The organism is Evansella vedderi, assembly GCF_030813435.1.
In the GTDB taxonomy this organism is placed as follows: domain Bacteria; phylum Bacillota; class Bacilli; order Bacillales; family Salisediminibacteriaceae; genus Evansella; species Evansella vedderi.
In genome coordinates, this window is sequence record NZ_JAUSUG010000014.1 from 142,779 (window position 1) to 165,453 (window position 22,675).

Here is a 22,675-nt window from a genome sequence, read left to right on the forward strand (position 1 = left end):
AGTGCGATCTTTTGTGCCACCTATTTACAGGGTAGACGATGATTTTATTTTGTTAAGCACAATTCTCAAAGAAGAAAGCGTGATTGGGAAAGGGGTTGAAGGGTGATGATAACGAGAAATTTTTTCCTGTTTTTATCCCAAAATAATTTTGTAAAAAAAAGAGCTATGAAATGGGGGCCAAAGCTTGGAGCAAAACAAGTCATTGCAGGAGAAACAATCCAAGAAGCAATGGAAACGGTAGAAAAGTTAAATAAACAGGGACTAGTGTGTACTGTTGATCATCTAGGGGAGTTTGTATATAGCCGGGAGGAAGCCATTGAATCTGCTGATCATTGTATTCGCGCATTGGATGCAATTGCAGAGACTGGCGTTAATTGTAATCTTTCACTTAAGCTTACTTCATTAGGTTTAGACGTGGATCGCAACCTTTGTCGTGATAATATGCTTCGAATCTTGGAAACTGCGAAAAAGCATAATAATTTCGTTCGTATAGATATGGAAGACTATTCCCATTTAGAGGAAACGTTAGATATATTACAAGAGCTACGCCAATCCTTTGATAATGTTGGTACGGTCATACAAAGCTATCTTTTCCGTGCAGAAGAAGATGTCCGTAATTTAAAGGGGATTAATCTTCGTTTAGTAAAAGGAGCTTATAAAGAGTCACCAGAAGTAGCCTATCAAAAACAAGAAGATGTTGATAGAAATTATTTAAATATTATTAAAGTTCATTTGCTAAATGGTAGCTATACTGCTATTGCTTCACATGACCATAGAATTATTGAAGAAGTAAAGACGTTTACGAAGGAAAATGGAATTTCAAAGGATCAATTTGAGTTTCAGATGCTATATGGTTTTCGTACTGAATTACAAAAGCAGATCGCTGATGAAGGCTTTACAATGCGAATTTATGTCCCGTTTGGTGAGGATTGGTACGGATACTTTATGCGTCGTTTAGCGGAGCGTCCACAAAATGTTCGCTTTGCTTTACAAGGACTCTTCTCTAAGTAGTTACATTAAAGCTTTGTCTATCTTTAAAGGAAGGATGTGTAAGCATCTTGAAAAAAAAGATTTCTATTATTGGTGTGCCGATGGATTTAGGCCAAACTCGTCGTGGTGTAGACATGGGACCAAGTGCCATGAGATATGCCGGTGTCATTCAACGTTTGAAAAAGTTAGATTATGGTGTTGTTGACCGGGGAGATATTGAAATAGGACGACCTCCACAATATGACATAAAAAACGACGAAAATTTAAAGGATTTAGATGAAGTAGTTAAAGCAAATGCCCTATTAGCTGATTCCGTGTCTAAGGTGGTTGACGAAGGAGATTTTCCTTTAGTGCTAGGGGGGGACCATAGTATTGCCATTGGTACGTTAGCTGGAGTGGCGAATAAATACGAAAATCTTGGCGTTATTTGGTTTGATGCACATGGAGATTTAAACACCGGGGAAACCTCCCCTTCTGGCAATATCCATGGAATGCCACTAGCTATTAGCCTAGGTATTGGACATTCTAGATTAACAGAGATTGGTGGTTATGCACCGAAAATCGAACCTGAAAACATTGTAATTATCGGTGCTCGTTCCCTAGATGATGGGGAGAAAGAGCTCATCCGGGAAAAGGGTATCAGGGTTTACACGATGCATGAAATCGATCGATTGGGAATGACCAATGTAATGGAAGAGGCCATTAAGCATGTTACTCGCAATACTGATGGTGTACATTTAAGTTTGGATTTAGATGCTCTAGACCCACAGCATGCACCAGGAGTGGGAACTCCAGTTGTAGGGGGAACAACTTATCGTGAAGCCCATTTAGCAATGGAAATGTTAGCAGAAAGACGAATTATTACATCCGCTGAATTTGTAGAAGTTAACACAATATTAGATATAAAAAACCAAACAGCAGAAGCAGCAGTAGGACTTATAGGCTCCCTATTCGGAGAAAAGTTATTATAAAAAGACAGCGAGGACTTCCGCCGCTAGTTTAGGTTGAGCGGCGGAAAGCTTGCTGTCTTTTTTAAAAGTTAAAAGGTATAAACTTTTTGCATGTTGAAAAATTGACTTGTAAGACATCCTCTAATTTTTACTTAATAAGATTCCCGAAGGTTGGTGATCCGGGTGGTGCGTCAACAATCATGTGGAAAATAGGAATCGTATAAGCAAATAGGATAAGAAGAATGGCAACTCCAATCCAAAGCTTCCAATTTTCCAAATACTTTGGAGTATTTGGCGTGTCGAGTGGAGCAGGTGTAATAGGGAACTCTGTTTTTCCTTTAGGTGCTAAGAACCCTAGATAAATAAAGTTATAGAACATAAGAACACCTGCAACAGTTAATATTACCCCACCAATGGCCACTGTTATATGACTTGCAAAGATGCCTTCAAACCACTGTAAAGCTTGTGGGTGGTCTTGGTATGTTGTATAAGAAGTTCTTCTTGGTGCCCCAAATAGTCCAAGAATGTGCATTGCTCCAGACATGAGGAACATACCTATTGTCCATAACCAAGTTTGAACCATTCCGCATCGGTTAGCATGCTTTGTGAATCGACGTCCTGTAAGTACTGGTATTAACCAATAAGCCATACCGAAGAAGGTAAGTAAAACGGTTGTCCCTACAGTTAAGTGAAAATGACCAACTACCCAAAGGGTATTATGGATAACAGAGTTCAACTGAAAGCTTGCATTGATTATTCCCCCAGCACCAGCCGGGATAAACACAATCATCCCCATAAACGGTGCAAAGAAACGGACATCTCCCCATGGGAGCTTTTTAATCCAGTTGAATAGCCCTTTTCCGCCCTTTTGTCTGCCTGTTTGTTCAAACGTGGCAAAAATGGAGAAGGCAGTTAATAAAGAAGGAACGATAACAACAAAGGTTAGTATTGTTTGTGTAAATTTCCAAAATTCACTAATCCCAGCTTCCATTAATTGATGGTGAAAACCAATTGGAATGGAAAACAGTAAGAATAAAATAAAAGCTAATCGTGCTAATGAGTCACTGAATAATCGCCCTCCTATAATTTTAGGTACTACTAAATACCAAACCATATAAGCAGGCATGATCCAGAAATAAACAAGTGGATGGCCGAAATACCAAAAAAGTGTTCTACTAAGGACAACGTTTATCTCATCTGTTAAACCTAATGCCCATGGAATTAATTGAAATAACACTGTTGTCGCAACTCCAATAGAAGCTATAATCCATAAAAGGATGGTTGCTGTTGTCATAAACCCGAATAAAGGTGTCGGTTGACCAGGGTTGGCTTTTTTCCATCTATAATAGTGAGTTAAAAGAGCCGATCCAGAAAGCCAAGTTCCTACTACGAATAGTGCTAATGCTACATAGAAAAGCCAATGTGCCTGTAGTGGTGCGTAGAAAGTGTAAAGGACAGAAGCTTGGTTTGTTAAAATCATTATTGTAGCAAGCACTGTACCGATGGACATAATAGAAAAGCCGGTCCAACCTAGTTTTCTCAATCCATCAGTAAATGTTCCATGAGTTTTGCTCATTCCTGCAAAGAGAAATCCAAAAATAATATAAGTGGTAAAAACAAGTGCTAATAATACCCCGTGTGCAGTAAGAATTTGATAATAGCCGAGCCAGCTTGGAAGTTGAATCATTCCTCCACGTTCAAGCCCTTGTAATAACCCTCCAAATACCCCGAGAAGGAAGGCGACAAATGCTACGGAGACATGAACCATCGCAATTCGGCTGTCTTTAGGATGAAGTCCAGGTTCTTCTATTTTTGTTTGTTTAAATGCTAAGTTTGATTGTGTCATTGTGGAACCACCTCAATTACCATTTGCATGAATTGGTGACCTGTACCGCAATATTCGTTACAGATAACTAGGTATTCCCCGGATTCCCTAAATGTATATTCAGCGGAATTAACATGCCCAGGAGTTACCATAAAGTTAACGTTCGTCCCTGGAATGGTAAAGCTGTGAATGACATCGCTGCTAGTAACGAGAAATTCCACAGTAGCCCCCTCAGGAACTTCAATTTTAGATGGATTGTATCCGAATGCTTGGGCTATTAATACCGCTCTATATCTATTGTCGCCTATTTCCTCTAAACCAGGATTAGAGAATATTGGATCTTCACTTAAATTCTGTGAATCTACTGTTGCCATTTCACTAGGAGGATGATGTCCAAAAGCAAAAGCGGAAACTCCTAATATGGCAAGAAATAATATTAATGAACCTATCCCGAAGGATAACCATATTTTTTCGTATTTGTGTAAATGCATTGAGTTTAACCCTCCTCATTTTTAAAGACGTCCAAGATATAAGAAAAAGATTGCGAACCACGAAATGAATATAAATGACCCTATAAACATTACGAATGTCAATGTACCTCTTAACTCTGAATTATCTTCTTTCGTAGACACATTGCTTTGTTTCGTCTTCAGATTAGATTTACTCATTGTGCCCCCCCTCTCTGTAAATCGAACTGAATTACTCCCCACGAACTAATCATAAAGGATGAACGAAGTGTGATGGATATCATTTTGTGAAGAATTCGTGAAAATTTGTAAAAATTATACATTTGCACTATCGCTGTGTTGTTAACCAAAATAAGGAATTAAAGCAGCTTACGTCCTGCGTTTACATCAAAGAGTTTGAAAATTTTTTTATCAGTTGTAAGGGAGAGGGGTGTAGCCAACGAACAACCAGATTATTATTTTTTAGGATAGAAGTTAATAAATGAAGATATATGGAAAATGGAGTAAATATAAATTTATTAAGATACAAAGTTTAAAAAATGTTTGTGACAAGGTTTTGAACTCCGTTGACGTAAAAAAAAATCCTGTGATATAATCTCTATAGTAATGAAAATCATTCTCAACTAATTTTTAATAATTATAAATTTAGAAAGTTTCTAATATAGAATGAGTGAAAGTACTCTATTCTACATTGCTATCAACTTCTTTAAAGTTAAGACCAACCACGATCTACTGGGAGGTAGGATGTATGAGTTTTATAGAATTAAAAAATCTAACTAAATACTTTGCGGGCTCATCTGATCCAGCTGTTACTTCGCTAGACTTGTCCATTAATAAAGGGGAAATTATTACTTTGTTAGGGCCTAGTGGCTGTGGTAAGACGACGACTCTTCGGATGATTGCTGGTTTTGAACATCCAAGTAAAGGCTCTATTTCTATTGATGGGAAAGAGGTATTTAGTGAGAGTCACTCTGTACCTCCAGAAAAACGGGGAATTGGAATGGTCTTTCAGGATTATGCACTTTTTCCACATATGACAATTTTAAAGAATGTTATGTTTGGATTAAATAAATGGAGCAGCTTCGAGAAAAAGAAGCGTGCAAAAGAGGTTTTAGAATTAGTCGGGTTGGAGGATTATGGGAATCGTTATCCTACTCAATTATCTGGTGGACAGCAGCAAAGAGTTGCTTTGGCGAGGGCTTTAGCTCCGAAACCTCATGTGGTTTTAATGGATGAACCATTTAGTAACTTAGATGCGGGCTTACGTGAGAAAATGCGTTTCGATGTGACCAACATCTTAAGAAAAGCCAACACTACTGCCATTATGGTTACGCATGATCAGAAGGATGCATTTGCTGTATCTGATCGTGTTGTCGTTATGAAGGACGGTATTATACAACAAATTGCATCACCTAAAGAAATGTATCGTTGTCCCAAGAATTGTTTCGTAGCACAATTTGTGGGGAAAACAAATCTTTTAACAGGATTCATGGATGATGACCAAAAGCACATCCATACACATATAGGTAAAGTTTGTTTACCTGAACAATGGAAAGAGCGCTTAGAAACGGTTAAATTGTCTATACGCCCTGAAGGTTGCCGTTTAACAGAAGAAGGTAAATATTGTGGCGTTATTGATAGAGTGACTTACGGTGGGGAATATCAAGAGTTATATGTCCGTCTCCACAATGAACCACACTTATCAAAGGAACCTATGCTAATCTATGCACCAATCGAACAAGAGTTAGAAGTTGGTTCCGTCGTTTCCTTTGATATAAAACCAGAGCTTATTGCACTAGTAGAATAGAAAAGACTCAGCAGCTAACTCTATGAGTTAGCTGTATTTTTTATAAAGGCTCTTTTCTAAAAGATTGTTGTTTTTAGCAATAAATTTTTAGCTTGGATCCGCTACAGGCGGACCAATTACGCCTAAGGGCAGCCCACGTCCTGTGGGCAACGCTGGAGTCGCCGCCTTTCGCTTCTCCAAGCTTAGCTCAAAAAGCAACAAAGTTTACGAAAAAAACCAAAAAAAGGGAGGCGATTAAAAAATTGATCGACTCTCTCTTGTGAATAACTGTTATATAAATTGAGATATGAAAAGCAGGAGCAAAATGACACCTACTACAGAGAAAATAAGTTTATTTCGCTTTTTATTCCTTGCTTTCTTTTGCCAACGATTTGGGTCAAAGGTTACTTCATCAGTATCATGTATTTGTCGAAAGAAATGTTCCCTTCGTACATTTCGAAGAATTAGCGGTGCGATAGCAGCACCGCTAATTAATCCAAATAAGTGACCAAGGATATTTATTCCTGGATTAACAAAGGTCATAATAATACCAATGGCAAGAATGGTAACGATAATTTGTGAATTAGCTTGATCGATTAAATCTCGACGTGATAAAACCATATATAAATAGATACCGAAAAGACCAAAAATGGCTCCTGAGGCCCCTAAGTGTGCATAAAAGGGACCTTGCAATAAATAAGTAGCTATATTTGCTAATATACCAGCGGAGAAGTATGCCGTAATAAACTTTCCTTTTCCAAGCATCCGCTCTAGAGCAGGCCCAAACAACACAAGAGAAAAGGAATTAAAGAGTACATGTGGGATGGATCCATGTAAAAAGATAGGGGTAATTAGACGCCAATACTCCCCTTGAGAAATAAAAAAGTTATGTCCAACTCCATAGCGGTATAAAGCATCTCCACCCAATAGAGGGAAAAACATACCCCAAAGGTGTAAAATAAGATGAATAGCAACAAGGGTGGTAACAACTTTATAAGACTTTATAAAAGTATCAAAGCTTTCATTTCGAATAAACATAAAAATTCTCCTTTAGAAATGAATTCCTTCTCATTCTAACATATGTTATATAAATCAGCCTATTATTGGAATTAGAAAAAATAAATAAATTCAAAGGAAAAAGTGTTAAAGAGAAACTATTAAAATAATTGTCTCTGTTAAAGGAAAGTGTTGATTTTGAAACAGCGTTGCCCGCGGAAAGCAAGCGCCTTGAAACGAAAATCAACATCAAAATTTAACAAAGCTAAATAATTATTAAGGGGAGTGTGGCGAAACCAATGATTACGGGAATTGGTTTAGATTTGGTTGAAATGGATCGTATTCGTTCACTTTATGAACGACAATCCTCTTTTGTAAATAGAGTATTAACGGAAAGGGAATTAACCTATTTTAAAACTCTTTCTGACAGGAGAAAAATAGAATTTTTGGCAGGGAGATTTTCGGCGAAGGAAGCTTTGGCGAAAGCGAATGGGAGTGGCATTGGGGAAAGTTTATCCTTTCAAGATATACATATTTTAAACGATGAAAAAGGAAAACCCTATATTGTCTCTGAAAAAATTAATCAAAAAATCCATTTATCCATTACTCATACACAGAATTATGCTGCGGCACAAGTGGTTTTAGAGGAGTAATTGATAAATTTCTTGCAGCTTGTCACTGCTAGTCTGCATATTGTGATGGACAGCCTCATATAGTGTTAGTGCGGATGGGAGGGAAAGTTTAATGTACGTGGTAACAGGTGAGGAAATGCACCAAATTGACCGCTATACCATGAATGAAATCGGTTTGAAGGAAGAAGTACTAATGGAAAGTGCCGGCCAGGCCTTTTGCCGTCAATTAATTCCTAAGCTTTCAAAGGAAGACAAGGTTGTCGTTCTGATCGGAAAAGGAAACAATGGTGGAGATGGCTTTGTTATCGGTCGAATATTAAAGGAAGCTGGCTGCAATGTGGACGTGTGGGTTATTCCGCCGGAGGAAAAAATATGTAGCACAGCACTGGCTCATAAACGAATCTATGAGCACTCAGGCTATCAATGGACTTCCTATCAAGAGCTTTACCTTAAAAAAGCTGTGGACGAAAAGCTTAGAGCCTATTCCGTTATTATTGATGCCCTTTTAGGTACTGGATTATCGGGAGAACCTAAGGCTCCCTATTCAGAGCTAATAGGAAAAATTAACGAAGTAAAGGGAAGAGTTATTTCCGTTGATATTCCTAGTGGGACATCAAGTAAGGAGGGGGAAAGGAGTGAAAATAGTGTAAAAGCTGATGAAACCTTTTCCTTTCAAGCTCCAAAACTGAGTGGATTTCTTTACCCATTAGCGGCTAATTATGGGAAAATGAGTGTTCTTGATATTGGGATTCCAAAAAAGGCTTTTGAGGAACAAAGGATAAAGCGGAAATTAATAACAGAGGAAGACGTACAAAGAACGCTTGCGAAGCGGATGCCAGACGCCCATAAAGGGTCGATTGGAAAAGCGTTAGTTATTGGTGGGTCACTCCAAATGACAGGGGCGCCTGTTTTGACAACAGAAGCTTGTCTTCGGTCTGGTGCAGGATTAACCACATTAGCTGTTCCAAATAATATCCACTTTATTGTTTCTCAAAAAACGACAGAGGCTACCTTTCTTCCTTTGGGATGTGAAAATGGTGAGGTGAAAACCTCTAATTTTTCACAGGAGATAGGATTAAATGATTATGATGCAATTGCCATTGGACCAGGTCTTGGAAGAACACAAACCTATTCTTTGTTTAGCTCTTTCAATGATTACAAAGGTCCCTTAGTAATTGATGCAGATGGTTTATACCATCTTTCCAATGAATTGGGGAAATGGAAAGAAGATCGAAAAGGTGGTCCGACCATTATTACTCCTCATCCAGGGGAGATGGCTAGATTAATAGGCACATCCATTAGTGAAGTACAAAAGTGTCCTTTTCAACTTTCTAAAGATTTTGCGGAAGTCTATCAGATGTATGTTGTATTGAAAGGTCCTTACACAATTATTACTAGTCCTAACGGGGATCAATGGATCAATACAACTGGAAATGCTTCCCTTGCTAAAGGTGGATCTGGCGATGTATTAACAGGAATTATCCTGGCCTTTCTTCTTCAACACCGAAATGTAACAGCAGCCTTAACAAATGCTGTTTACATTCATGGGAAAACTGCTGATGTGCTAGTAGAAACACACGATATAATAAGTGTGACCGCTACAGATGTGGTAGAGAGGTTACCTATGGTGCTCCGTTCCTTACGTTACCCTCGTAACGATTATATCCCTCCTTTGTCGTCGAAATGAGACAGAGGGGTTGAGTAAATGAAGAAAATCATTTCCTTACTCGTAGCAGCTGTAGCTTTTACGATGGTGCTAGCTGCTTGTGGAGAGAAGACTCAGGAAGACGTAATTGAAGATCTTGATAAAACATTAGATGAGTTGACAGGGTACAAGGCTGAAGCTGAAATGACCCTTCAAACTGGGGAAGAGCCACAAACGTATCAGGTAGAGGTGTGGTATAAACACCCAACATCATATCGAGTTGCATTAAGCAATGATGAAGATGAACCAAGTCAAATTATATTAAGAAATGACGAAGGTGTTTTTGTCCTAACTCCTGCCTTAAATAAGAGTTTCCGTTTTCAAAGTGACTGGCCAGAAAATAATAGCCAAGTTTATCTCTATGAGTCTTTGATTAATGATATTTTAATGGATCCTGAACGTTCATTTTCAGCAACAGAAGAGCATTATGTTTTCCAAACGAACACAAATTACACAAATAAAAACTTAAATCAGCAGGAAATTATGTTAAATAAAAAAGATTTAACACCTGCCTCTGTAAAAATTATGGATGTGGATTTAAAGCCACTTGTACAATTAGAATTCACTACGTTTGAAATGAATGCAACGTTCAATGAAGGTGACTTTGACATGGACCGTAACATGACTGCGGCACAATTGAATATGGACATTCCAACAATGGCCGAAGGGGAAGAGGGTGTTGAGGAGAAAGATGACTCCTTTACTGTATTCTATCCACTATATGAGCCACAAGGTACAGGGTATCCTAGTCAAACTGAAGTTGAAACGGAAAATGGAAAGCGTGTCATTATTTCCTATGATGGAGATCAGCCATTTACTATTATCCAGCAAAAAAGCCGCTGGGTTGACGCAAGTACACCAGTTAGCGTATCAAATGGACAATTAGTGGATCTTGGATTTACTAAGGCTATTATGACAAAGGATGGAGATACAACATCCATCACATGGTCTTATCAAGGAACTGACTTCTTCCTAGCATCTCAATATCTAGATGAGGCAGATATCATGGCAATAGCAAGAAGCGTATATGGAACTGAACAGAAGTAGGATGAAAGAAGCGGTAATACAATGAAAATATGACAGTTGTTACCTTCTCGCCGCTCGACTCTCAAAAACGGGTGGTGGAAGGTAACCCTGTATTTATGAAAACCTGTCAACATGCTAAGAGCTTGTTGACAGGTTTTCATATTTGACACATGTATGATTCGGTATAATAATGATAAGAAAGATTATAAGGAATGTTTTAATTGTTTGAGGGGGGGGAGAGTTTTTTGTATCCGACGAAAAATTTTTATAGAGATACATGGGCTGAGATAGATTTAGATGCAATACAGCATAATATCCGACAAATGAATACTATCCTCCCCAATGGAGTTCACATTATGGCCGCTGTAAAAGCAAATGGTTATGGCCATGGTGATGTAGAAGTGGCAAGGGCCGCTCTTGAAGCGGGGGCAACTTATTTAGGTGTAGCTATATTAGATGAAGCTCTAGCCCTTAGGGAGGCTGGAATTAATGCGCCCATTTTAGTGCTAGGTTATGTTGCGCCAGAAAATGTGAGACTAGCCTCAGAAAAAAATATTATGCTTACTGTTTTTCAAAGGGAATGGGTAGAAAAAGCAGTCACTTTCTTGGGACATGAAACCGTTCCTCTCAAATGTCACATAAAAATTGATACTGGAATGGGACGATTAGGTATAAGAACGAAGGAGGAAGGAAATCCTTTAATCGATATATTGAAAAAACATCCTATATTCCAAGTAGAAGGTATTTTTACGCATTATGCTACAGCGGATGAAATTGATACCACTTATTTAAAGAAGCAGCAAAATACTTTTGAAACAATGATCCGTTGGTTTGAGCAGGAATGGGGACAGGAAATACCTTTGAAACATTGTGGAAACAGTGCTACAGCTTTACGTTTTTCCGATGAATGCTTTAATATGGTACGGTTTGGCATTTCGATGTATGGCTTATCACCATCAGAAGAAATAAAACATCTCATTCCTTTTCCCCTTAAAGAAGCCTTTTCCCTTCACAGTCGTATTACACATGTTAAAAAAATGACTGCAGGAAGTGGTGTCAGTTACGGGGCGACCTACAAGACAACTGGAGGTGAATGGATTGGAACCGTTCCAATTGGCTATGCTGATGGATGGATACGGGCAAACGGAGGCGGAGATGTCATCGTTAATGGAGAACGTGTCCCAATTGTGGGAAGAATTTGTATGGACCAAATGATGATTTCATTGTCAAATCCGGTAGAAATTGGTACAAAGGTAACGTTGATTGGAAGACAAGGAAAAGAACTTATACCTGTGGATGAAATTGCTAAGCGATTAAATACAATTAATTATGAAGTTCCATGTATAATAGGGTATCGTGTCCCGCGAATATATTTAAAACATAATAAACACTAGAAACTAAATATTTTTAAAAGGAATTTGAAGTTTTTTGACGAATAATATTCATGGCTCATTTTAAATGTTGCTTTGCAATACACTGTTTCAAGTGATATGATAGTATAGGATAAAAAAAATGGTCGATGCTGCGCTGGAGGTGTTTTTTGTGTCTGAAGAGAGCACAAAAAAAATAATGGTGAGCTTACCGCAAGATTTAGTAAATGAACTAGACGGCTTGCTAGAACGACAAAATGTAAATCGTAGTGAAATTATCCATCAAGCTACAAGAATGTATTTAAAAGAGCATAAGAAACAACTAATACGTGAAACGATGCAACAAGGTTACATGGAGATGGCAAAGATCAATCTTAATATTGCAACGGAAGCCTTTCTTGCTGAGGAGGAAGCCGAGCACACGTTGGATCGCTTAGTTAGTGGGGTGTAAAGGATTGATAGTAAAACGTGGTGATGTATACTTTGCAGACCTTTCACCCGTTGTTGGATCAGAGCAAGGTGGGATCCGGCCAGTATTAATTATACAAAATGATATTGGTAATCGCTTTAGTCCAACGGTTATTGTTGCTGCTATCACAGCCCAGATTCAAAAAGCGAAGCTGCCGACTCACGTTGAGATTAACGCGAAACGATATGGGTTTGACCGGGATTCGGTCATATTATTAGAACAGGTTCGCACAATTGATAAGCAACGTTTAACAGACAAAATAACACATTTGGACGATGATATGATGGCAAAAGTGAATGATGCCTTGAAAATTAGTTTAGGCTTGATTGACTTTTGACATTGTCCTAAAGCCAGCGGGTTCTAACGCAAGTGGATTCCGTTGGATGATAAAAAGCTACTGAAAAATTCAGTAGCTTTTTTTATGTATAAAGATTAAAAAACTGTCTGTAAAATCCCCTTTAGGAGTATTATACATATAGCGCTTCTGCTTTCTTTAATAGGTGCATAAAATAACAGTGGATTCGTTGCAAACAAATTTAATCAATGAAATAATAAGATTATACATTCCTAGTGAAAAGTGAGGGAAAGCTTGGATGAATGCAAACATAAGCCATATTATATTCAAACATAAGGAATCTATTATTGATCAATGGTTAGAGGAAATACCAAAGTTTCGAACAGAGGACTCTTTACAGAACATAACAGATGCTATGTATGAAAATACAAACCGGGAGTTTGTAGACAAGCTGCTTTCCACAGTAAAAAATCAAACAAATGACCATGCAGACTTAGTGCCGTTTACAGAAAGATTAATACAGTTAGGGTGGCCCTTAAATTATATTACTCGCGGATTACAAGAGTTTAGGAAAATTACAGTTGCCACTCTATCAAAAAGTGAAACGGATTACAATGATAGTATTGAGTTATTACAAGAAATTGAGAATTGGATCGATGAAATAGTAAATCTTCTCGTAAATGAATACTCAGGCTCTTGGGAAAATACTGTTTTCCTCCAAAAAATGGCCTTAAAGGAATTATCCGCACCTCTTATTCCGGTGGTGGATAAGATTAGTGTGATGCCTCTTATCGGAACGATAGACACGGAAAGGGCAAAACACATTATGGAAAATCTCCTTACGGGTGTTATTGAGCATCGAGCTGAAGTCGTTTTAATTGATATTACCGGTGTCCCAGTGGTGGATACAATGGTAGCCCATCATATTATTCAAGCTTCTGAGGCTGTTAGATTAGTAGGGGCAAAGTGTATCCTTGTTGGAATTCGCCCTGAAATAGCGCAAACAATTGTTAATCTTGGTATCAATTTAAATAAGTTTCCAACAAAGAGTACATTGAAAAAAGGAATTGAAACAGCATTAGAAATGACAAAAAGGCAAATTGTTGAGATGGAAGGCTGAAGGAGGTAGTAAGCTTGCGTATCCCAATATTGAAGTTGCGTGATTATTTATTAATATCTGTACAAGTGGAACTAGATGATAAAACAGCTCTCCAGTTTCAGGAGGATGTATTAAGCAAAATTCATGAGGAAGGCTCACGTGGGGTCGTTATAGACCTTACTTCCGTAGAGATGATCGATTCCTTTATTGCCAAAGTACTGGGAGATGTAGTAGATATGTCTAATTTAATGGGTGCAAAGGTGGTATTAACCGGGATCCAACCGCCCGTTGCTATCACATTAATTGATATGGGAATTATGCTAGAAGATGTCCCTACTGCATTGGACCTAGAGCAGGGGTTAGATAGACTCCAGCTTGAATTGGAGGGTTGATCTCATGCAAGTGCAAACCCATGTGGATATAAATAGTGAATGGGGAATCGTTGCAGCACGTCAAGCGGGAAGAAAGCTTGCCCGTGAAATTGGTTTTGGCTCAGTGGACCAAGCTAGAATCACTACGGCTATTTCGGAGCTTGCGAGAAATATTTATCTATATGCGAACAAAGGTCAAATCTATATTGAGGAAGTATCGAATGCAAATAAAAGGGGTGTTAAAATTACGGCTATTGATCAAGGCCCTGGAATAAAGGATGTTCGAAAGGTGATGGAGGATGGTTTTACTACTTCAGGAGGATTAGGGGCAGGCCTTCCTGGTGTCAGACGTTTAATGGATGATTTTACAATTGATTCAGAGGTTAACAATGGTACAACAATTTCAGCGATAAAGTGGTTGCGCTAGGGGGTGCCTATTATAGAGAAGTACGAAATTTCTATGTATCAATTATATAAAGAAATGCTGACGAATTACTTAAGAAATAAAAGTGAGCACACCTTATACTCTGCGCAACAGTTTAGTAAAGAAATGATGGTGAAGGATTTATCACCGGAAGAAATGGTCAGTCTTCATATATCCGTTTTTAAGGAAATAGTAGAGGATCTTCCGGAAGAGGTAATAGATTCCTTTGATCTCTTATTAGAGGTAATGATTGGTTATGGTTTAGCTCATCGGGAGCATTTAAGTTTACGAGATCGCCAACGCCAACTGGAGTCAGAATTAAATGTAGCTGCTAGAATGCAGCAATCGTTATTGCCGAGCAAAGAATTAAAAGTAGATGAAGTTGATTTTGGTGTAACTAGTGTTCCAGCAGGAAAGATGAGCGGAGACTACTATCATTATATTGTAGATGAGCAAGGTCATATTGGTGTAGCTGTTGCAGATGTAATTGGAAAAGGGATTCCTGCTGCCATGTGTATGTCCATGATTAAATACGCCATGGATAGTATTCCGGAGCAACGATTGCAGCCTGCAGCTTTATTAGAAAACTTAAATCGGGTTGTAGAACGGAATATTGATAGTGATATGTTTATTACGATGGTGTATGGTTCCTATGACCCAAAATCACATCGTTTTTATTTTGCCAGTGCGGGACATGAACCGGGATTTTTTTATGAAGCGGCAACCAATACCTTTCATGATTTGAAGACTAAGGGGATAGTACTTGGGGTTTCTCCAAAAGTTCAGTATCACGAATCTTCTTTAAAGCTGGAGCCGGGGGATTTTGTAGTACTCCTGTCAGATGGTGTAACGGAAACAAGGGTTAATGGAGAGTTTATAGAGCGGAAAGATGTTTCTCAATTAATAGGGAAATATAAGCATCTTCCGGCGCAGTTGATGGCTGAGCAAGTATTTCGAGAGCTAGAAAGAATGCAGGACTTTCAATTAAAGGACGATTTTACTCTTCTTATTTTACGTCGAAATGTTTAACTTTTTCATAAGCAGGGTAATTAAACAGATATGGATTGTCCAGGGGGGATAAGATGAATTTACAAGTGGATGTACGTGAGGAAGAGCAGGAGAAACATGTCTTGTTAAACGGGGAAGTAGATGTTTATACAGCTTCTTTGTTAAAGGAAAAATTAATCCCGTTAGCGGAAAAGCCGAATGCTGCCATTATTGTTAATTTATCTAATGTCAATTATATTGATAGTACTGGTGTAGGGATTTTTATTGGCGCGTTGAAAGCGTCTGATAAATCTAATAGCAGTTTAAAGTTGATCGGTGCCAATGCTCGAGTGAAACGATTATTTGAAATTACTGGTTTGGATGAAGTGATGGATATAGATTCAGACCAGAGGGAGGAAGTTTAAGTATGGCCCAAATTTCTGATCTAATTGAACTAAAAATGCCGGCTAAGCCAGAATATGTCGGCGTTGTGAGACTGACCGTTTCAGGAATAGCCAATAGATTAGGTTATAGTTATGACGATATTGAAGATATCAAAATTGCCGTAGCAGAAGCGTGTACAAATGTTGTTAATCATGCGTATGATGATAAGGAAGAAGAGCAAGTCATGCTGTTGAAATGCGGTGTTTTTGCTGATCGATTAGAACTAATTGTCGCAGACCGTGGTGGACCCATTGATGTGGACTCTTTTAAAAATGGAAAAGGACCTATTGCTGCCAATCAACCGATAGAAGAATTGAAGGAAGGAGGTCTTGGTCTATTTTTAATTGAAACATTAATGGATAAAGTGGAGATTAGTGGAGATTCAGGGGTCGTCATTGCAATGACTAAGTTCCTTCAAAGAGGTGAGGTGGAACAAAATGGCAACGGAATCTCAAAGGAAGCTCCCAATCAGTAAAGAGGATATAATGGAGTTGATTGAGGAGTTTCAAAAAACAGGGGATGAGGAAATCCAAACCAAGCTTGTATTAGAATTTGAAAGTCTTGTTCACGCCCTTGCGCGGAAATTTTCCAGAGGGCAACGGTATGACGAAGATTTAATTCAAGTTGGAATGATAGGGCTCTTAGCGGCCTTTCGCCGGTTTGATCCATCCTATGGAAGGAGCTTTGAATCATTCGCCGTTCCAACGATAGTTGGTGAGATTAAACGTTTTATTCGGGATAAAACATGGAGTGTACACGTTCCGAGGAGGATCAAGGAGCTTGGACCCAAAATTAAAAATGCAGTAGAAATTCTAACAACGGAGCTTCAACGTTCTCCGCGTGTAGAAGAAATAGCAGCACATATTGGTGTTTCGGAGGAAGAAGTATTAGAAACAATGGAAATGGGTAAAAGCTACCAGGCCCTTTCTGTGGATAGGTCCATTGAGGCGGATGATGAGGGAAGTGCTGTTACTCTCCTAGACCTGGTTGGTGCTGATGATGACGGCTACGAGAAGACGGATCAACATTTATTGTTAGAAAAAGCTTTTTCTGTACTGACTGAAAGGGAAAAGGAAATTTTGGTCCTAACCTATTTCGAAAATATGAGCCAAAAGGATACAGGTGAAAAGTTAGGTATTTCCCAAATGCATGTTTCCCGTCTACAACGTCGAGCCCTTCAGAAGTTAAGAGAATCTATTCGAGTAGAACCGACGGAGTGTCTGTAATGATCCATCATGAACAGTTAAATGGAATAGATATTAGTACGTTCAAAGCTGCTAAAAAAGGTAATTGGTGTTCGGGAGATTCACTCCTTATTGAAAAGACGGAGGACTATGTCGTCTGTGCTGTCGCAGATGGATTAGGGAGTGGTGAAGAAGCTGCTGAAGCCTCAGAAGCTGCAATTGAAACCATTAAGGAAAATCACCATTTAGATGTGGAGTCTTTAATGGCAAAATGCAATAATGTTCTTTTCAATAAACGCGGCGCTGTACTGGCCATTTTGAAAATAGACATAAATGACTGCCAAATTACTTATAGTAATGTAGGTAACATTGGTTGTATTTTTTATGATCCTTCGGGAAAACTTACTAGGCCAATCCCTTCTAGGGGCTATTTATCTGGGAAAAAGCAGGATTTTCGTATCCAAAAAATATACCTAGAACAAGAGATGTCTTTTATTTTATATACCGATGGATTAATCTTTAATCCCGTCTACCATTCCTATTTTACAAAAATGAATTCAACGAAAACTACAATTCAACATTTAGTAGATTTAAACATGGATTTTAAGGACGATACCACAATAGTTGTAGGGAAAATAAATTTATGAATAAGAGGGTGAGTCAAAAGATTCTTTTGACTCACCCTCAAAATATTTATGTAGCTGACGTATTTTTTTCATGTTGTTTAACTTCAAGGTCCTTTGGAGTATAATCAATGGAGTACAAATAAAGGATACAAGTTTTATTAATCCCAAAATGTAAGAATGAATAGATGATTTGGAGGTTAGGAAATATGGAATGGACAGATCAGCAAAAAACAATCCTTTCCCTTGTTACAAAAGAGCTTCAATTGAAACCGGTAAGAGTAAAAAGTGTCATTCAATTGTCCGAAGAAGGAAATACCGTTCCTTTTATTGCAAGGTACCGTAAGGAGTTAACTGGTGGATTGGATGAGGAACAAATTAGGAATATACTTGAAGCTTGGAATTATGGATTAAACCTATCTAATAGAAAAGAAGAAGTTATTCGTTTAATTGAGGAACAAGGGAAACTTACTCCTGAGCTAAGAGAAAGTATTGAAAAGTCAACGAAGCTACAGGAAGTAGAGGATTTATATAGACCTTATAAACAAAAGCGTCGGACGAAAGCAACGATTGCAAAGGAAAAGGGACTAGAACCATTAGCGGAATGGATGTTTGCATTACCAACGGAGGGGTCTGTTTCTGAGGAAGCCGAAAAATATATTAATGAAGAACATGAGATACATACAGCAGAGGAAGCTATTCAAGGTGCTCAGGATATTATAAGTGAATATTTATCAGACGATGCGGAAATACGAAAGCAAATACGACACATGACTTATACAGAAGGAAAAATAGCTTCAGAGAAGAAAAGTAAGGCGGAGGATGAAAAAGAGATTTTTGAAATGTATTATGATTACTCTGAAGAGGTTAGGAAAATTGTCCCCCACCGTGTACTTGCCTTAAATCGTGGGGAAAAGGAAGATGTATTAAAGGTTTCTATTGTTGCTCCGAAGGAACGTATCCTTACTTGGATAGAAAAGCGTGTTTTTGATGGAAAGTCAACAGTTGCTAAGGAGCAGCTGCTGAATGCCATCGAGGATGGTTATAAGCGGTTAATAGAGCCTTCCATCGAAAGGGAAATTCGCAATGAAGTAACGGAAAAGGCCGAGGAGCAAGCCATCCATATTTTTTCTGAGAACTTAAGGAACCTGCTTCTACAACCGCCTTTAAAGGATCGGATCATTTTAGGGGTGGACCCAGCTTATCGGACAGGATGTAAACTGGCTGTTGTAGATGAAACGGGAAAAATGCTTGCGATTGATGTTATTTACCCTACACCACCTAGAAATCAAGTAGAGGAAGCAAAGAAAAAGGTCAAAGCATATATCGAGCAGTATAATGTAGAGATGATTGCTATAGGAAATGGTACAGCATCCCGAGAAACGGAGCAATTTATTGCTGATTTAATTAAAGAGATGGATAAACCGTTATTCTACTTAATTGTTAATGAGGCAGGGGCAAGTGTTTATTCCGCATCGAAGCTCGCGAAGGAAGAGTTTCCTGATTTGCAGGTAGAGGAGAGAAGTGCCGTTTCCATTGCAAGGAGAATTCAGGACCCATTAGCGGAGTTAGTAAAAATTGACCCTAAATCTGTAGGGGTGGGGCAATACCAGCATGATGTTACCCAATCTAAGCTTAATGACTCTTTAACATTTGTTGTCGAGACAGTAGTTAATAAGGTTGGGGTAAATGTGAATACAGCGTCTTCTTCCTTATTACAATATGTATCGGGCTTATCAAAGGCTGTTGCCAATAACATTGTAAAGCATCGTGAGGAGGAAGGGAAGTATACGAATCGGAGTCAATTAAAGAAGGTTCCCCGTCTTGGTGCAAAGACATATGAACAGTGTATTGGTTTCTTAAGAATTATTGATGGAAACCAACCACTTGATCGAACGGGAATCCACCCAGAGAGTTATCCTGTTACTAAAAAGATAATGGAACACCTAGGGGTTACTGTGGATGATCTAGGTAAAGAATTAGTGAAAGAAAAAGTGGCAACGGTTCAGGCAGATCAATTGGCACAGATGTTTGATATCGGTGTTCCTACATTAAAGGATATTTTAGACGCCCTATCCAGACCTGGAAGAGACCCACGTGATGATGTACCAAAGCCAATACTAAAAACCGACGTTTTGACAATGGAAGATTTGTCACCTGGGATGGAGCTTCAAGGTACAGTCCGAAATGTTGTGGACTTTGGCGCATTTGTAGACATTGGCGTAAAGCAAGATGGACTTGTTCATATTTCAAAATTAACGAATCGTTTTGTTAAACACCCTATGGAAATTGTTTCTGTTGGGGATGTAGTTACCGTTTGGGTAGATAGTGTGGATATGAAAAAAGGCCGTATCGCCCTTACCATGCTGCAGCCGAAATCACAGATAGCTACATCTTCGTAAAATAAATAGATATTATTAGAAAAAACTACGGATTACCGTAGTTTTTTCTCGTGTACCGTAATTTATGGGATAAGTATCAAAGTGGTGAAATCCTTGAAGATAAGCTAACATATTTAGATACGGTACTATTAAATTTATATAAAAGTTATATTACTTATGCTTTAGATGAGGAAGCTGGCACTGACTTTTTATAATAAAACCAGCATTGGTTCAACAGCTGCACTCGCTGCAAATCTTTACGTTGGTAGGCCTCTTGAAGTTGCCGTTGAAGCCAAGAAGGCATACTAGTCCCTCCTTCCTTCCTTTTGTAAAAAACTTTTTAGTATTAATATCTATATGTATTTGGGTTTGTCTTTGTTATCATTCTTTATAGAAAAAAATAAATTCACCGGGGAAGCAAGCACATAGAGCGGAAATCAATAACAAGTTTTAACAAAGTCTATTTATTTTAGGGGATTTGGGGGAATTAGGATGAACGAAAATAGTGAAGCAACTATGTCTGATGAAGAATTGCAAAAGCTAGTAGAATCTATATCAGAAAATGATTTTAAGAAGCCTTTTAAACATAAAGCATTTTTTAACGGACGATTGCGAACTACTGGCGGACGTTATTCTTTGAACACACATCATATTGAAATAAACCCAAAACAATATAGTTATTATGGGTTAGAGGAATTAGTGAAAATCATTAAGCATGAATTGTGTCATTATCACCTTCACCTAGAAGGGCGAGGTTATCAGCATAAAGATAAAGACTTTAAGGTGCTGCTTAAGGAAGTAGGGGGATCTCGTTTCTGTCAAACCCTACCTAATGCAAGAAGGGTGGTAAAAAAATTATATGTATATGAATGTAAGCAATGTGGAATAACCTTTAAAAGAAAAAGGCGATTTGATACTCGTAAATATGTTTGTGGAAAGTGCAAAGGAAGGATAAAAATGGTAAAAACTTTTTCTTTGCAGAATGTTGACGAGTAAATCTTATTGTGTTAAATTATAAAAGTCGCTGATGAACAAGCGACAAAAAATAAAACGTCTTGACAATGAAGGGGCATTTAAGTATAATTTAAAAAGTCCTTTAAAAAAGACAACCGTTCCACAGTAGCTCAGTTGGTAGAGCAATCGGCTGTTAACCGATCGGTCGCAGGTTCGAGTCCTGCCTGTGGAGCCATTTATTTTGGAGAAGTACTCAAGTGGCTGAAGAGGCGCCCCTGCTAAGGGTGTAGGTCGTGTAAGCGGCGCGAGGGTTCAAATCCCTCCTTCTCCGCCAGTATCATAGATTTTTGAAACTGGCCCGTTGGTCAAGTGGTTAAGACACCGCCCTTTCACGGCGGTAACACGGGTTCGAATCCCGTACGGGTCACCAATAATGTGGAGGATTAGCTCAGCTGGGAGAGCACCTGCCTTACAAGCAGGGGGTCGGCGGTTCGAGCCCGTCATCCTCCACCATTTATAAACGCTCTTGTGGCGTTTGTTTATTTCTTAAATAGCTCCAGTGGTCCCGTGGTGTAGCGGTTAACATGCCTGCCTGTCACGCAGGAGATCGCGGGTTCGATTCCCGTCGGGACCGCCATTTTTTTTTTTTTTTTTGCGGGTGTGGCGGAATTGGCAGACGCGCTAGACTTAGGATCTAGTGTCTTATGACGTGGGGGTTCGACTCCCTTCACCCGCACCAGTTTTTATAACGGTGCAATTTGTATGAAGTGCGTCCAGTTAGTTTATTACCATAAACTACCACGGATAAAACATTGACTTTTATCAAGTGATTATGAAATAATATATTTCTGCTCATTACTAACATAGTCATTTTTGCGGTCGTGGCGGAACGGCAGACGCGCTAGGTTGAGGGCCTAGTGGGGGTTAACCCCGTGGAGGTTCAAATCCTCTCGACCGCACCAAAAGGTTTCACCGATATGATTTAAATGCATACTATTAAAAGTGTATAAATAAGCGCCCGTAGCTCAATTGGATAGAGCGTTTGACTACGGATCAAGAGGTTAGGGGTTCGACTCCTCTCGGGCGCGCCATAGTTTAGTTAATAAATCTATCATTTATTCTATATGATCGGGAAGTGGCTCAGCTTGGTAGAGCACCTGGTTTGGGACCAGGGGGTCGCAGGTTCAAATCCTGTCTTCCCGACCATTCGATATTACGCTAGTCGCTGAAGAGGCATGTAAGCTTCAAAGTTGATAGTTTAAATGAAATTTTAATCTTATGCGGGTGTAGTTTAGTGGTAAAACCTCAGCCTTCCAAGCTGATGTCGTGAGTTCGATTCTCATCACCCGCTCCATAAATTTCCTCTTGCATTTTTAATTGTATGTGATATAATTAAAAAGTTGCTTGAGGGCCTGTAGCTCAGCTGGTTAGAGCGCACGCCTGATAAGCGTGAGGTCGGTGGTTCGAGTCCACTCAGGCCCACCATATAATTGACCTTTGAAAACTAAACAAAAAGCCAAGCGAAGTGGGATATGAACGTCGTATTTATACGACCGATCGAATATCCCGTCAATGAATTTTTAAATTAGCCAGTTTAACTGGTTTTGATGTCAGAACATCAAGCTCAACACTTTATTGGAGAGTTTGATCCTGGCTCAGGACGAACGCTGGCGGCGTGCCTAATACATGCAAGTCGA

The 22,675-nt window shown here is 38.8% G+C and carries 24 protein-coding genes, 11 tRNA genes and 1 rRNA gene; 31 read left to right on the forward strand and 5 right to left on the reverse strand.

The features are described 5' to 3' along the window. Nucleotides 1-105: 105 nt before the first annotated feature. Nucleotides 106-1,011, forward strand: a complete 906-nt coding sequence (locus J2S74_RS17200; RefSeq protein ID WP_307327767.1) for a proline dehydrogenase family protein — start codon at nucleotides 106-108, stop codon at nucleotides 1,009-1,011. A 47-nt stretch (nucleotides 1,012-1,058) separates the two neighbouring features. Beyond that, nucleotides 1,059-1,961, forward strand: coding sequence for an arginase (rocF, locus tag J2S74_RS17205; protein WP_307327770.1), 903 nt, complete (start codon nucleotides 1,059-1,061; stop codon nucleotides 1,959-1,961). Between the two features lie 127 nt (nucleotides 1,962-2,088). Here rocF and J2S74_RS17210 read toward each other — a convergent pair whose 3' ends face one another. Genes J2S74_RS17210 through J2S74_RS17220 form a run of 3 tightly spaced genes read right to left on the reverse strand, consistent with a single transcriptional unit; the run spans nucleotide 2,089 to nucleotide 4,433 of the window. Continuing rightward, nucleotides 2,089-3,786 (reverse strand): b(o/a)3-type cytochrome-c oxidase subunit 1, encoded by a 1,698-nt coding sequence (locus J2S74_RS17210; RefSeq protein WP_307327773.1) that lies wholly within the window; start codon nucleotides 3,784-3,786, stop codon nucleotides 2,089-2,091. Beyond that, complete coding sequence (locus J2S74_RS17215) at nucleotides 3,783-4,256, reverse strand: cytochrome c oxidase subunit II (protein ID WP_307327776.1); 474 nt, start codon at nucleotides 4,254-4,256, stop codon at nucleotides 3,783-3,785. Before J2S74_RS17215 ends, J2S74_RS17210 begins: the two co-directional genes overlap by 4 nt. A 21-nt stretch (nucleotides 4,257-4,277) precedes the next feature. Beyond that, on the reverse strand, nucleotides 4,278-4,433 hold the full coding sequence (locus tag J2S74_RS17220) for a cytochrome c oxidase subunit 2A (protein WP_307327779.1): 156 nt from the start codon (nucleotides 4,431-4,433) through the stop codon (nucleotides 4,278-4,280). A gap of 547 nt (nucleotides 4,434-4,980) precedes the next feature. Here J2S74_RS17220 and J2S74_RS17225 point away from each other — a divergent pair. Next, the gene (locus J2S74_RS17225) at nucleotides 4,981-6,039 is read left to right on the forward strand and encodes an ABC transporter ATP-binding protein (RefSeq protein WP_307327782.1); all 1,059 of its coding nucleotides are present in this window, start codon (nucleotides 4,981-4,983) and stop codon (nucleotides 6,037-6,039) included. 270 nt (nucleotides 6,040-6,309) lie between these two features. On the opposite strand, the gene J2S74_RS17230 is transcribed toward J2S74_RS17225, so the two are convergent. Beyond that, nucleotides 6,310-7,056: a rhomboid family intramembrane serine protease gene (locus tag J2S74_RS17230; protein WP_307327785.1), complete on the reverse strand. Its 747-nt coding sequence runs from the start codon at nucleotides 7,054-7,056 to the stop codon at nucleotides 6,310-6,312. A gap of 257 nt (nucleotides 7,057-7,313) precedes the next feature. Between J2S74_RS17230 and acpS the strand changes: the two genes are divergently transcribed. The 15 genes from acpS to J2S74_RS17305 all read left to right on the forward strand — a co-directional run bounded on the left by acpS (nucleotide 7,314) and on the right by J2S74_RS17305 (nucleotide 20,045). Next, complete coding sequence (gene acpS, locus J2S74_RS17235; protein ID WP_307327837.1) at nucleotides 7,314-7,667, forward strand: holo-ACP synthase; 354 nt, start codon at nucleotides 7,314-7,316, stop codon at nucleotides 7,665-7,667. A gap of 91 nt (nucleotides 7,668-7,758) precedes the next feature. Further along, nucleotides 7,759-9,333: an NAD(P)H-hydrate dehydratase gene (locus J2S74_RS17240; RefSeq protein ID WP_307327788.1), complete on the forward strand. Its 1,575-nt coding sequence runs from the start codon at nucleotides 7,759-7,761 to the stop codon at nucleotides 9,331-9,333. Between the two features lie 18 nt (nucleotides 9,334-9,351). Next, nucleotides 9,352-10,398: a LolA family protein gene (locus J2S74_RS17245; RefSeq protein ID WP_307327790.1), complete on the forward strand. Its 1,047-nt coding sequence runs from the start codon at nucleotides 9,352-9,354 to the stop codon at nucleotides 10,396-10,398. Nucleotides 10,399-10,622: 224 nt separating this feature from the next. Then, nucleotides 10,623-11,771 (forward strand): alanine racemase, encoded by a 1,149-nt coding sequence (gene alr / locus J2S74_RS17250; protein ID WP_307327793.1) that lies wholly within the window; start codon nucleotides 10,623-10,625, stop codon nucleotides 11,769-11,771. Between the two features lie 148 nt (nucleotides 11,772-11,919). Then, nucleotides 11,920-12,198: a CopG family ribbon-helix-helix protein gene (locus J2S74_RS17255; RefSeq protein WP_307327795.1), complete on the forward strand. Its 279-nt coding sequence runs from the start codon at nucleotides 11,920-11,922 to the stop codon at nucleotides 12,196-12,198. Nucleotides 12,199-12,202: 4 nt separating this feature from the next. Beyond that, nucleotides 12,203-12,553: a type II toxin-antitoxin system PemK/MazF family toxin gene (locus J2S74_RS17260; RefSeq protein WP_307327798.1), complete on the forward strand. Its 351-nt coding sequence runs from the start codon at nucleotides 12,203-12,205 to the stop codon at nucleotides 12,551-12,553. Between the two features lie 256 nt (nucleotides 12,554-12,809). Next, complete coding sequence (gene rsbRA, locus J2S74_RS17265) at nucleotides 12,810-13,631, forward strand: RsbT co-antagonist protein RsbRA (protein WP_307327800.1); 822 nt, start codon at nucleotides 12,810-12,812, stop codon at nucleotides 13,629-13,631. A 14-nt stretch (nucleotides 13,632-13,645) separates the two neighbouring features. Beyond that, nucleotides 13,646-14,002, forward strand: a complete 357-nt coding sequence (locus J2S74_RS17270; protein WP_307327802.1) for an STAS domain-containing protein — start codon at nucleotides 13,646-13,648, stop codon at nucleotides 14,000-14,002. A gap of 4 nt (nucleotides 14,003-14,006) precedes the next feature. Then, nucleotides 14,007-14,408, forward strand: a complete 402-nt coding sequence (locus J2S74_RS17275; RefSeq protein ID WP_307327805.1) for an anti-sigma regulatory factor — start codon at nucleotides 14,007-14,009, stop codon at nucleotides 14,406-14,408. Between the two features lie 33 nt (nucleotides 14,409-14,441). Next, nucleotides 14,442-15,434, forward strand: a complete 993-nt coding sequence (locus J2S74_RS17280; protein ID WP_307327808.1) for a PP2C family protein-serine/threonine phosphatase — start codon at nucleotides 14,442-14,444, stop codon at nucleotides 15,432-15,434. 53 nt (nucleotides 15,435-15,487) lie between these two features. After that, nucleotides 15,488-15,817, forward strand: a complete 330-nt coding sequence (locus J2S74_RS17285) for an STAS domain-containing protein (RefSeq protein WP_307327811.1) — start codon at nucleotides 15,488-15,490, stop codon at nucleotides 15,815-15,817. Between the two features lie 2 nt (nucleotides 15,818-15,819). Continuing rightward, complete coding sequence (gene rsbW / locus J2S74_RS17290; protein ID WP_307327814.1) at nucleotides 15,820-16,311, forward strand: anti-sigma B factor RsbW; 492 nt, start codon at nucleotides 15,820-15,822, stop codon at nucleotides 16,309-16,311. Beyond that, on the forward strand, nucleotides 16,274-17,062 hold the full coding sequence (sigB, locus tag J2S74_RS17295; RefSeq protein WP_307327817.1) for an RNA polymerase sigma factor SigB: 789 nt from the start codon (nucleotides 16,274-16,276) through the stop codon (nucleotides 17,060-17,062). Before rsbW ends, sigB begins: the two co-directional genes overlap by 38 nt. Further along, nucleotides 17,062-17,667, forward strand: a complete 606-nt coding sequence (locus J2S74_RS17300; RefSeq protein ID WP_307327820.1) for a SpoIIE family protein phosphatase — start codon at nucleotides 17,062-17,064, stop codon at nucleotides 17,665-17,667. Before sigB ends, J2S74_RS17300 begins: the two co-directional genes overlap by 1 nt. A 185-nt stretch (nucleotides 17,668-17,852) precedes the next feature. Then, entirely contained in the window at nucleotides 17,853-20,045 is a 2,193-nt protein-coding gene (locus tag J2S74_RS17305) for a Tex family protein (RefSeq protein ID WP_307327823.1), read from the forward strand. 154 nt (nucleotides 20,046-20,199) lie between these two features. Here J2S74_RS17305 and cmpA read toward each other — a convergent pair whose 3' ends face one another. Next, a complete protein-coding gene (cmpA, locus tag J2S74_RS17310; protein ID WP_307327826.1) occupies nucleotides 20,200-20,328 on the reverse strand; it encodes a cortex morphogenetic protein CmpA in 129 nt (42 codons plus the stop codon). A gap of 212 nt (nucleotides 20,329-20,540) precedes the next feature. Here cmpA and J2S74_RS17315 point away from each other — a divergent pair, with 212 nt between their 5' ends. The 13 genes from J2S74_RS17315 to J2S74_RS17375 all read left to right on the forward strand — a co-directional run. Continuing rightward, nucleotides 20,541-21,020, forward strand: coding sequence for a SprT family protein (locus J2S74_RS17315; protein ID WP_307327839.1), 480 nt, complete (start codon nucleotides 20,541-20,543; stop codon nucleotides 21,018-21,020). A 117-nt stretch (nucleotides 21,021-21,137) separates the two neighbouring features. Beyond that, nucleotides 21,138-21,213, forward strand: a tRNA-Asn gene (locus tag J2S74_RS17320). Between the two features lie 8 nt (nucleotides 21,214-21,221). Continuing rightward, nucleotides 21,222-21,312 (forward strand) — tRNA-Ser (locus J2S74_RS17325). Between the two features lie 21 nt (nucleotides 21,313-21,333). Continuing rightward, a tRNA-Glu gene (locus J2S74_RS17330) sits at nucleotides 21,334-21,408 on the forward strand. Nucleotides 21,409-21,415: 7 nt separating this feature from the next. After that, nucleotides 21,416-21,491: transfer RNA gene (locus J2S74_RS17335), tRNA-Val, on the forward strand. A gap of 48 nt (nucleotides 21,492-21,539) precedes the next feature. Beyond that, nucleotides 21,540-21,615 (forward strand) — tRNA-Asp (locus tag J2S74_RS17340). Nucleotides 21,616-21,632: 17 nt separating this feature from the next. Further along, a tRNA-Leu gene (locus J2S74_RS17345) sits at nucleotides 21,633-21,717 on the forward strand. 136 nt (nucleotides 21,718-21,853) lie between these two features. Then, nucleotides 21,854-21,940: transfer RNA gene (locus J2S74_RS17350), tRNA-Leu, on the forward strand. A 52-nt stretch (nucleotides 21,941-21,992) separates the two neighbouring features. Further along, nucleotides 21,993-22,069 (forward strand) — tRNA-Arg (locus J2S74_RS17355). 38 nt (nucleotides 22,070-22,107) lie between these two features. Next, a tRNA-Pro gene (locus tag J2S74_RS17360) sits at nucleotides 22,108-22,184 on the forward strand. A 74-nt stretch (nucleotides 22,185-22,258) separates the two neighbouring features. After that, nucleotides 22,259-22,332, forward strand: a tRNA-Gly gene (locus J2S74_RS17365). Nucleotides 22,333-22,386: 54 nt separating this feature from the next. Beyond that, nucleotides 22,387-22,463: transfer RNA gene (locus tag J2S74_RS17370), tRNA-Ile, on the forward strand. 147 nt (nucleotides 22,464-22,610) lie between these two features. Further along, nucleotides 22,611-22,675: ribosomal RNA gene (locus J2S74_RS17375) — 16S ribosomal RNA — on the forward strand; the annotation flags it as partial.

Bases quoted from the DNA above. Each gene is read 5' to 3' on its own strand.
- J2S74_RS17280 (WP_307327808.1), top strand. From the start codon at position 14,442: ATGTATCAATTATATAAAGAAATGCTGACGAATTACTTAAGAAATAAA.
- J2S74_RS17220 (WP_307327779.1), bottom strand. From the start codon at position 4,433: ATGAGTAAATCTAATCTGAAGACGAAACAAAGCAATGTGTCTACGAAA.
- J2S74_RS17240 (WP_307327788.1), top strand. From the start codon at position 7,759: ATGTACGTGGTAACAGGTGAGGAAATGCACCAAATTGACCGCTATACC.
- J2S74_RS17200 (WP_307327767.1), top strand. From the start codon at position 106: ATGATAACGAGAAATTTTTTCCTGTTTTTATCCCAAAATAATTTTGTA.
- J2S74_RS17215 (WP_307327776.1), bottom strand. From the start codon at position 4,256: ATGCATTTACACAAATACGAAAAAATATGGTTATCCTTCGGGATAGGT.
- cmpA (WP_307327826.1), bottom strand. From the start codon at position 20,328: ATGCCTTCTTGGCTTCAACGGCAACTTCAAGAGGCCTACCAACGTAAA.
- J2S74_RS17245 (WP_307327790.1), top strand. From the start codon at position 9,352: ATGAAGAAAATCATTTCCTTACTCGTAGCAGCTGTAGCTTTTACGATG.
- J2S74_RS17300 (WP_307327820.1), top strand. From the start codon at position 17,062: ATGATCCATCATGAACAGTTAAATGGAATAGATATTAGTACGTTCAAA.
- J2S74_RS17315 (WP_307327839.1), top strand. From the start codon at position 20,541: ATGTCTGATGAAGAATTGCAAAAGCTAGTAGAATCTATATCAGAAAAT.
- J2S74_RS17285 (WP_307327811.1), top strand. From the start codon at position 15,488: ATGAATTTACAAGTGGATGTACGTGAGGAAGAGCAGGAGAAACATGTC.
- rsbRA (WP_307327800.1), top strand. From the start codon at position 12,810: ATGAATGCAAACATAAGCCATATTATATTCAAACATAAGGAATCTATT.
- rsbW (WP_307327814.1), top strand. From the start codon at position 15,820: ATGGCCCAAATTTCTGATCTAATTGAACTAAAAATGCCGGCTAAGCCA.
- J2S74_RS17305 (WP_307327823.1), top strand. From the start codon at position 17,853: ATGGAATGGACAGATCAGCAAAAAACAATCCTTTCCCTTGTTACAAAA.
- J2S74_RS17275 (WP_307327805.1), top strand. From the start codon at position 14,007: ATGCAAGTGCAAACCCATGTGGATATAAATAGTGAATGGGGAATCGTT.
- sigB (WP_307327817.1), top strand. From the start codon at position 16,274: ATGGCAACGGAATCTCAAAGGAAGCTCCCAATCAGTAAAGAGGATATA.
- acpS (WP_307327837.1), top strand. From the start codon at position 7,314: ATGATTACGGGAATTGGTTTAGATTTGGTTGAAATGGATCGTATTCGT.
- J2S74_RS17210 (WP_307327773.1), bottom strand. From the start codon at position 3,786: ATGACACAATCAAACTTAGCATTTAAACAAACAAAAATAGAAGAACCT.
- J2S74_RS17230 (WP_307327785.1), bottom strand. From the start codon at position 7,056: ATGTTTATTCGAAATGAAAGCTTTGATACTTTTATAAAGTCTTATAAA.
- J2S74_RS17225 (WP_307327782.1), top strand. From the start codon at position 4,981: ATGAGTTTTATAGAATTAAAAAATCTAACTAAATACTTTGCGGGCTCA.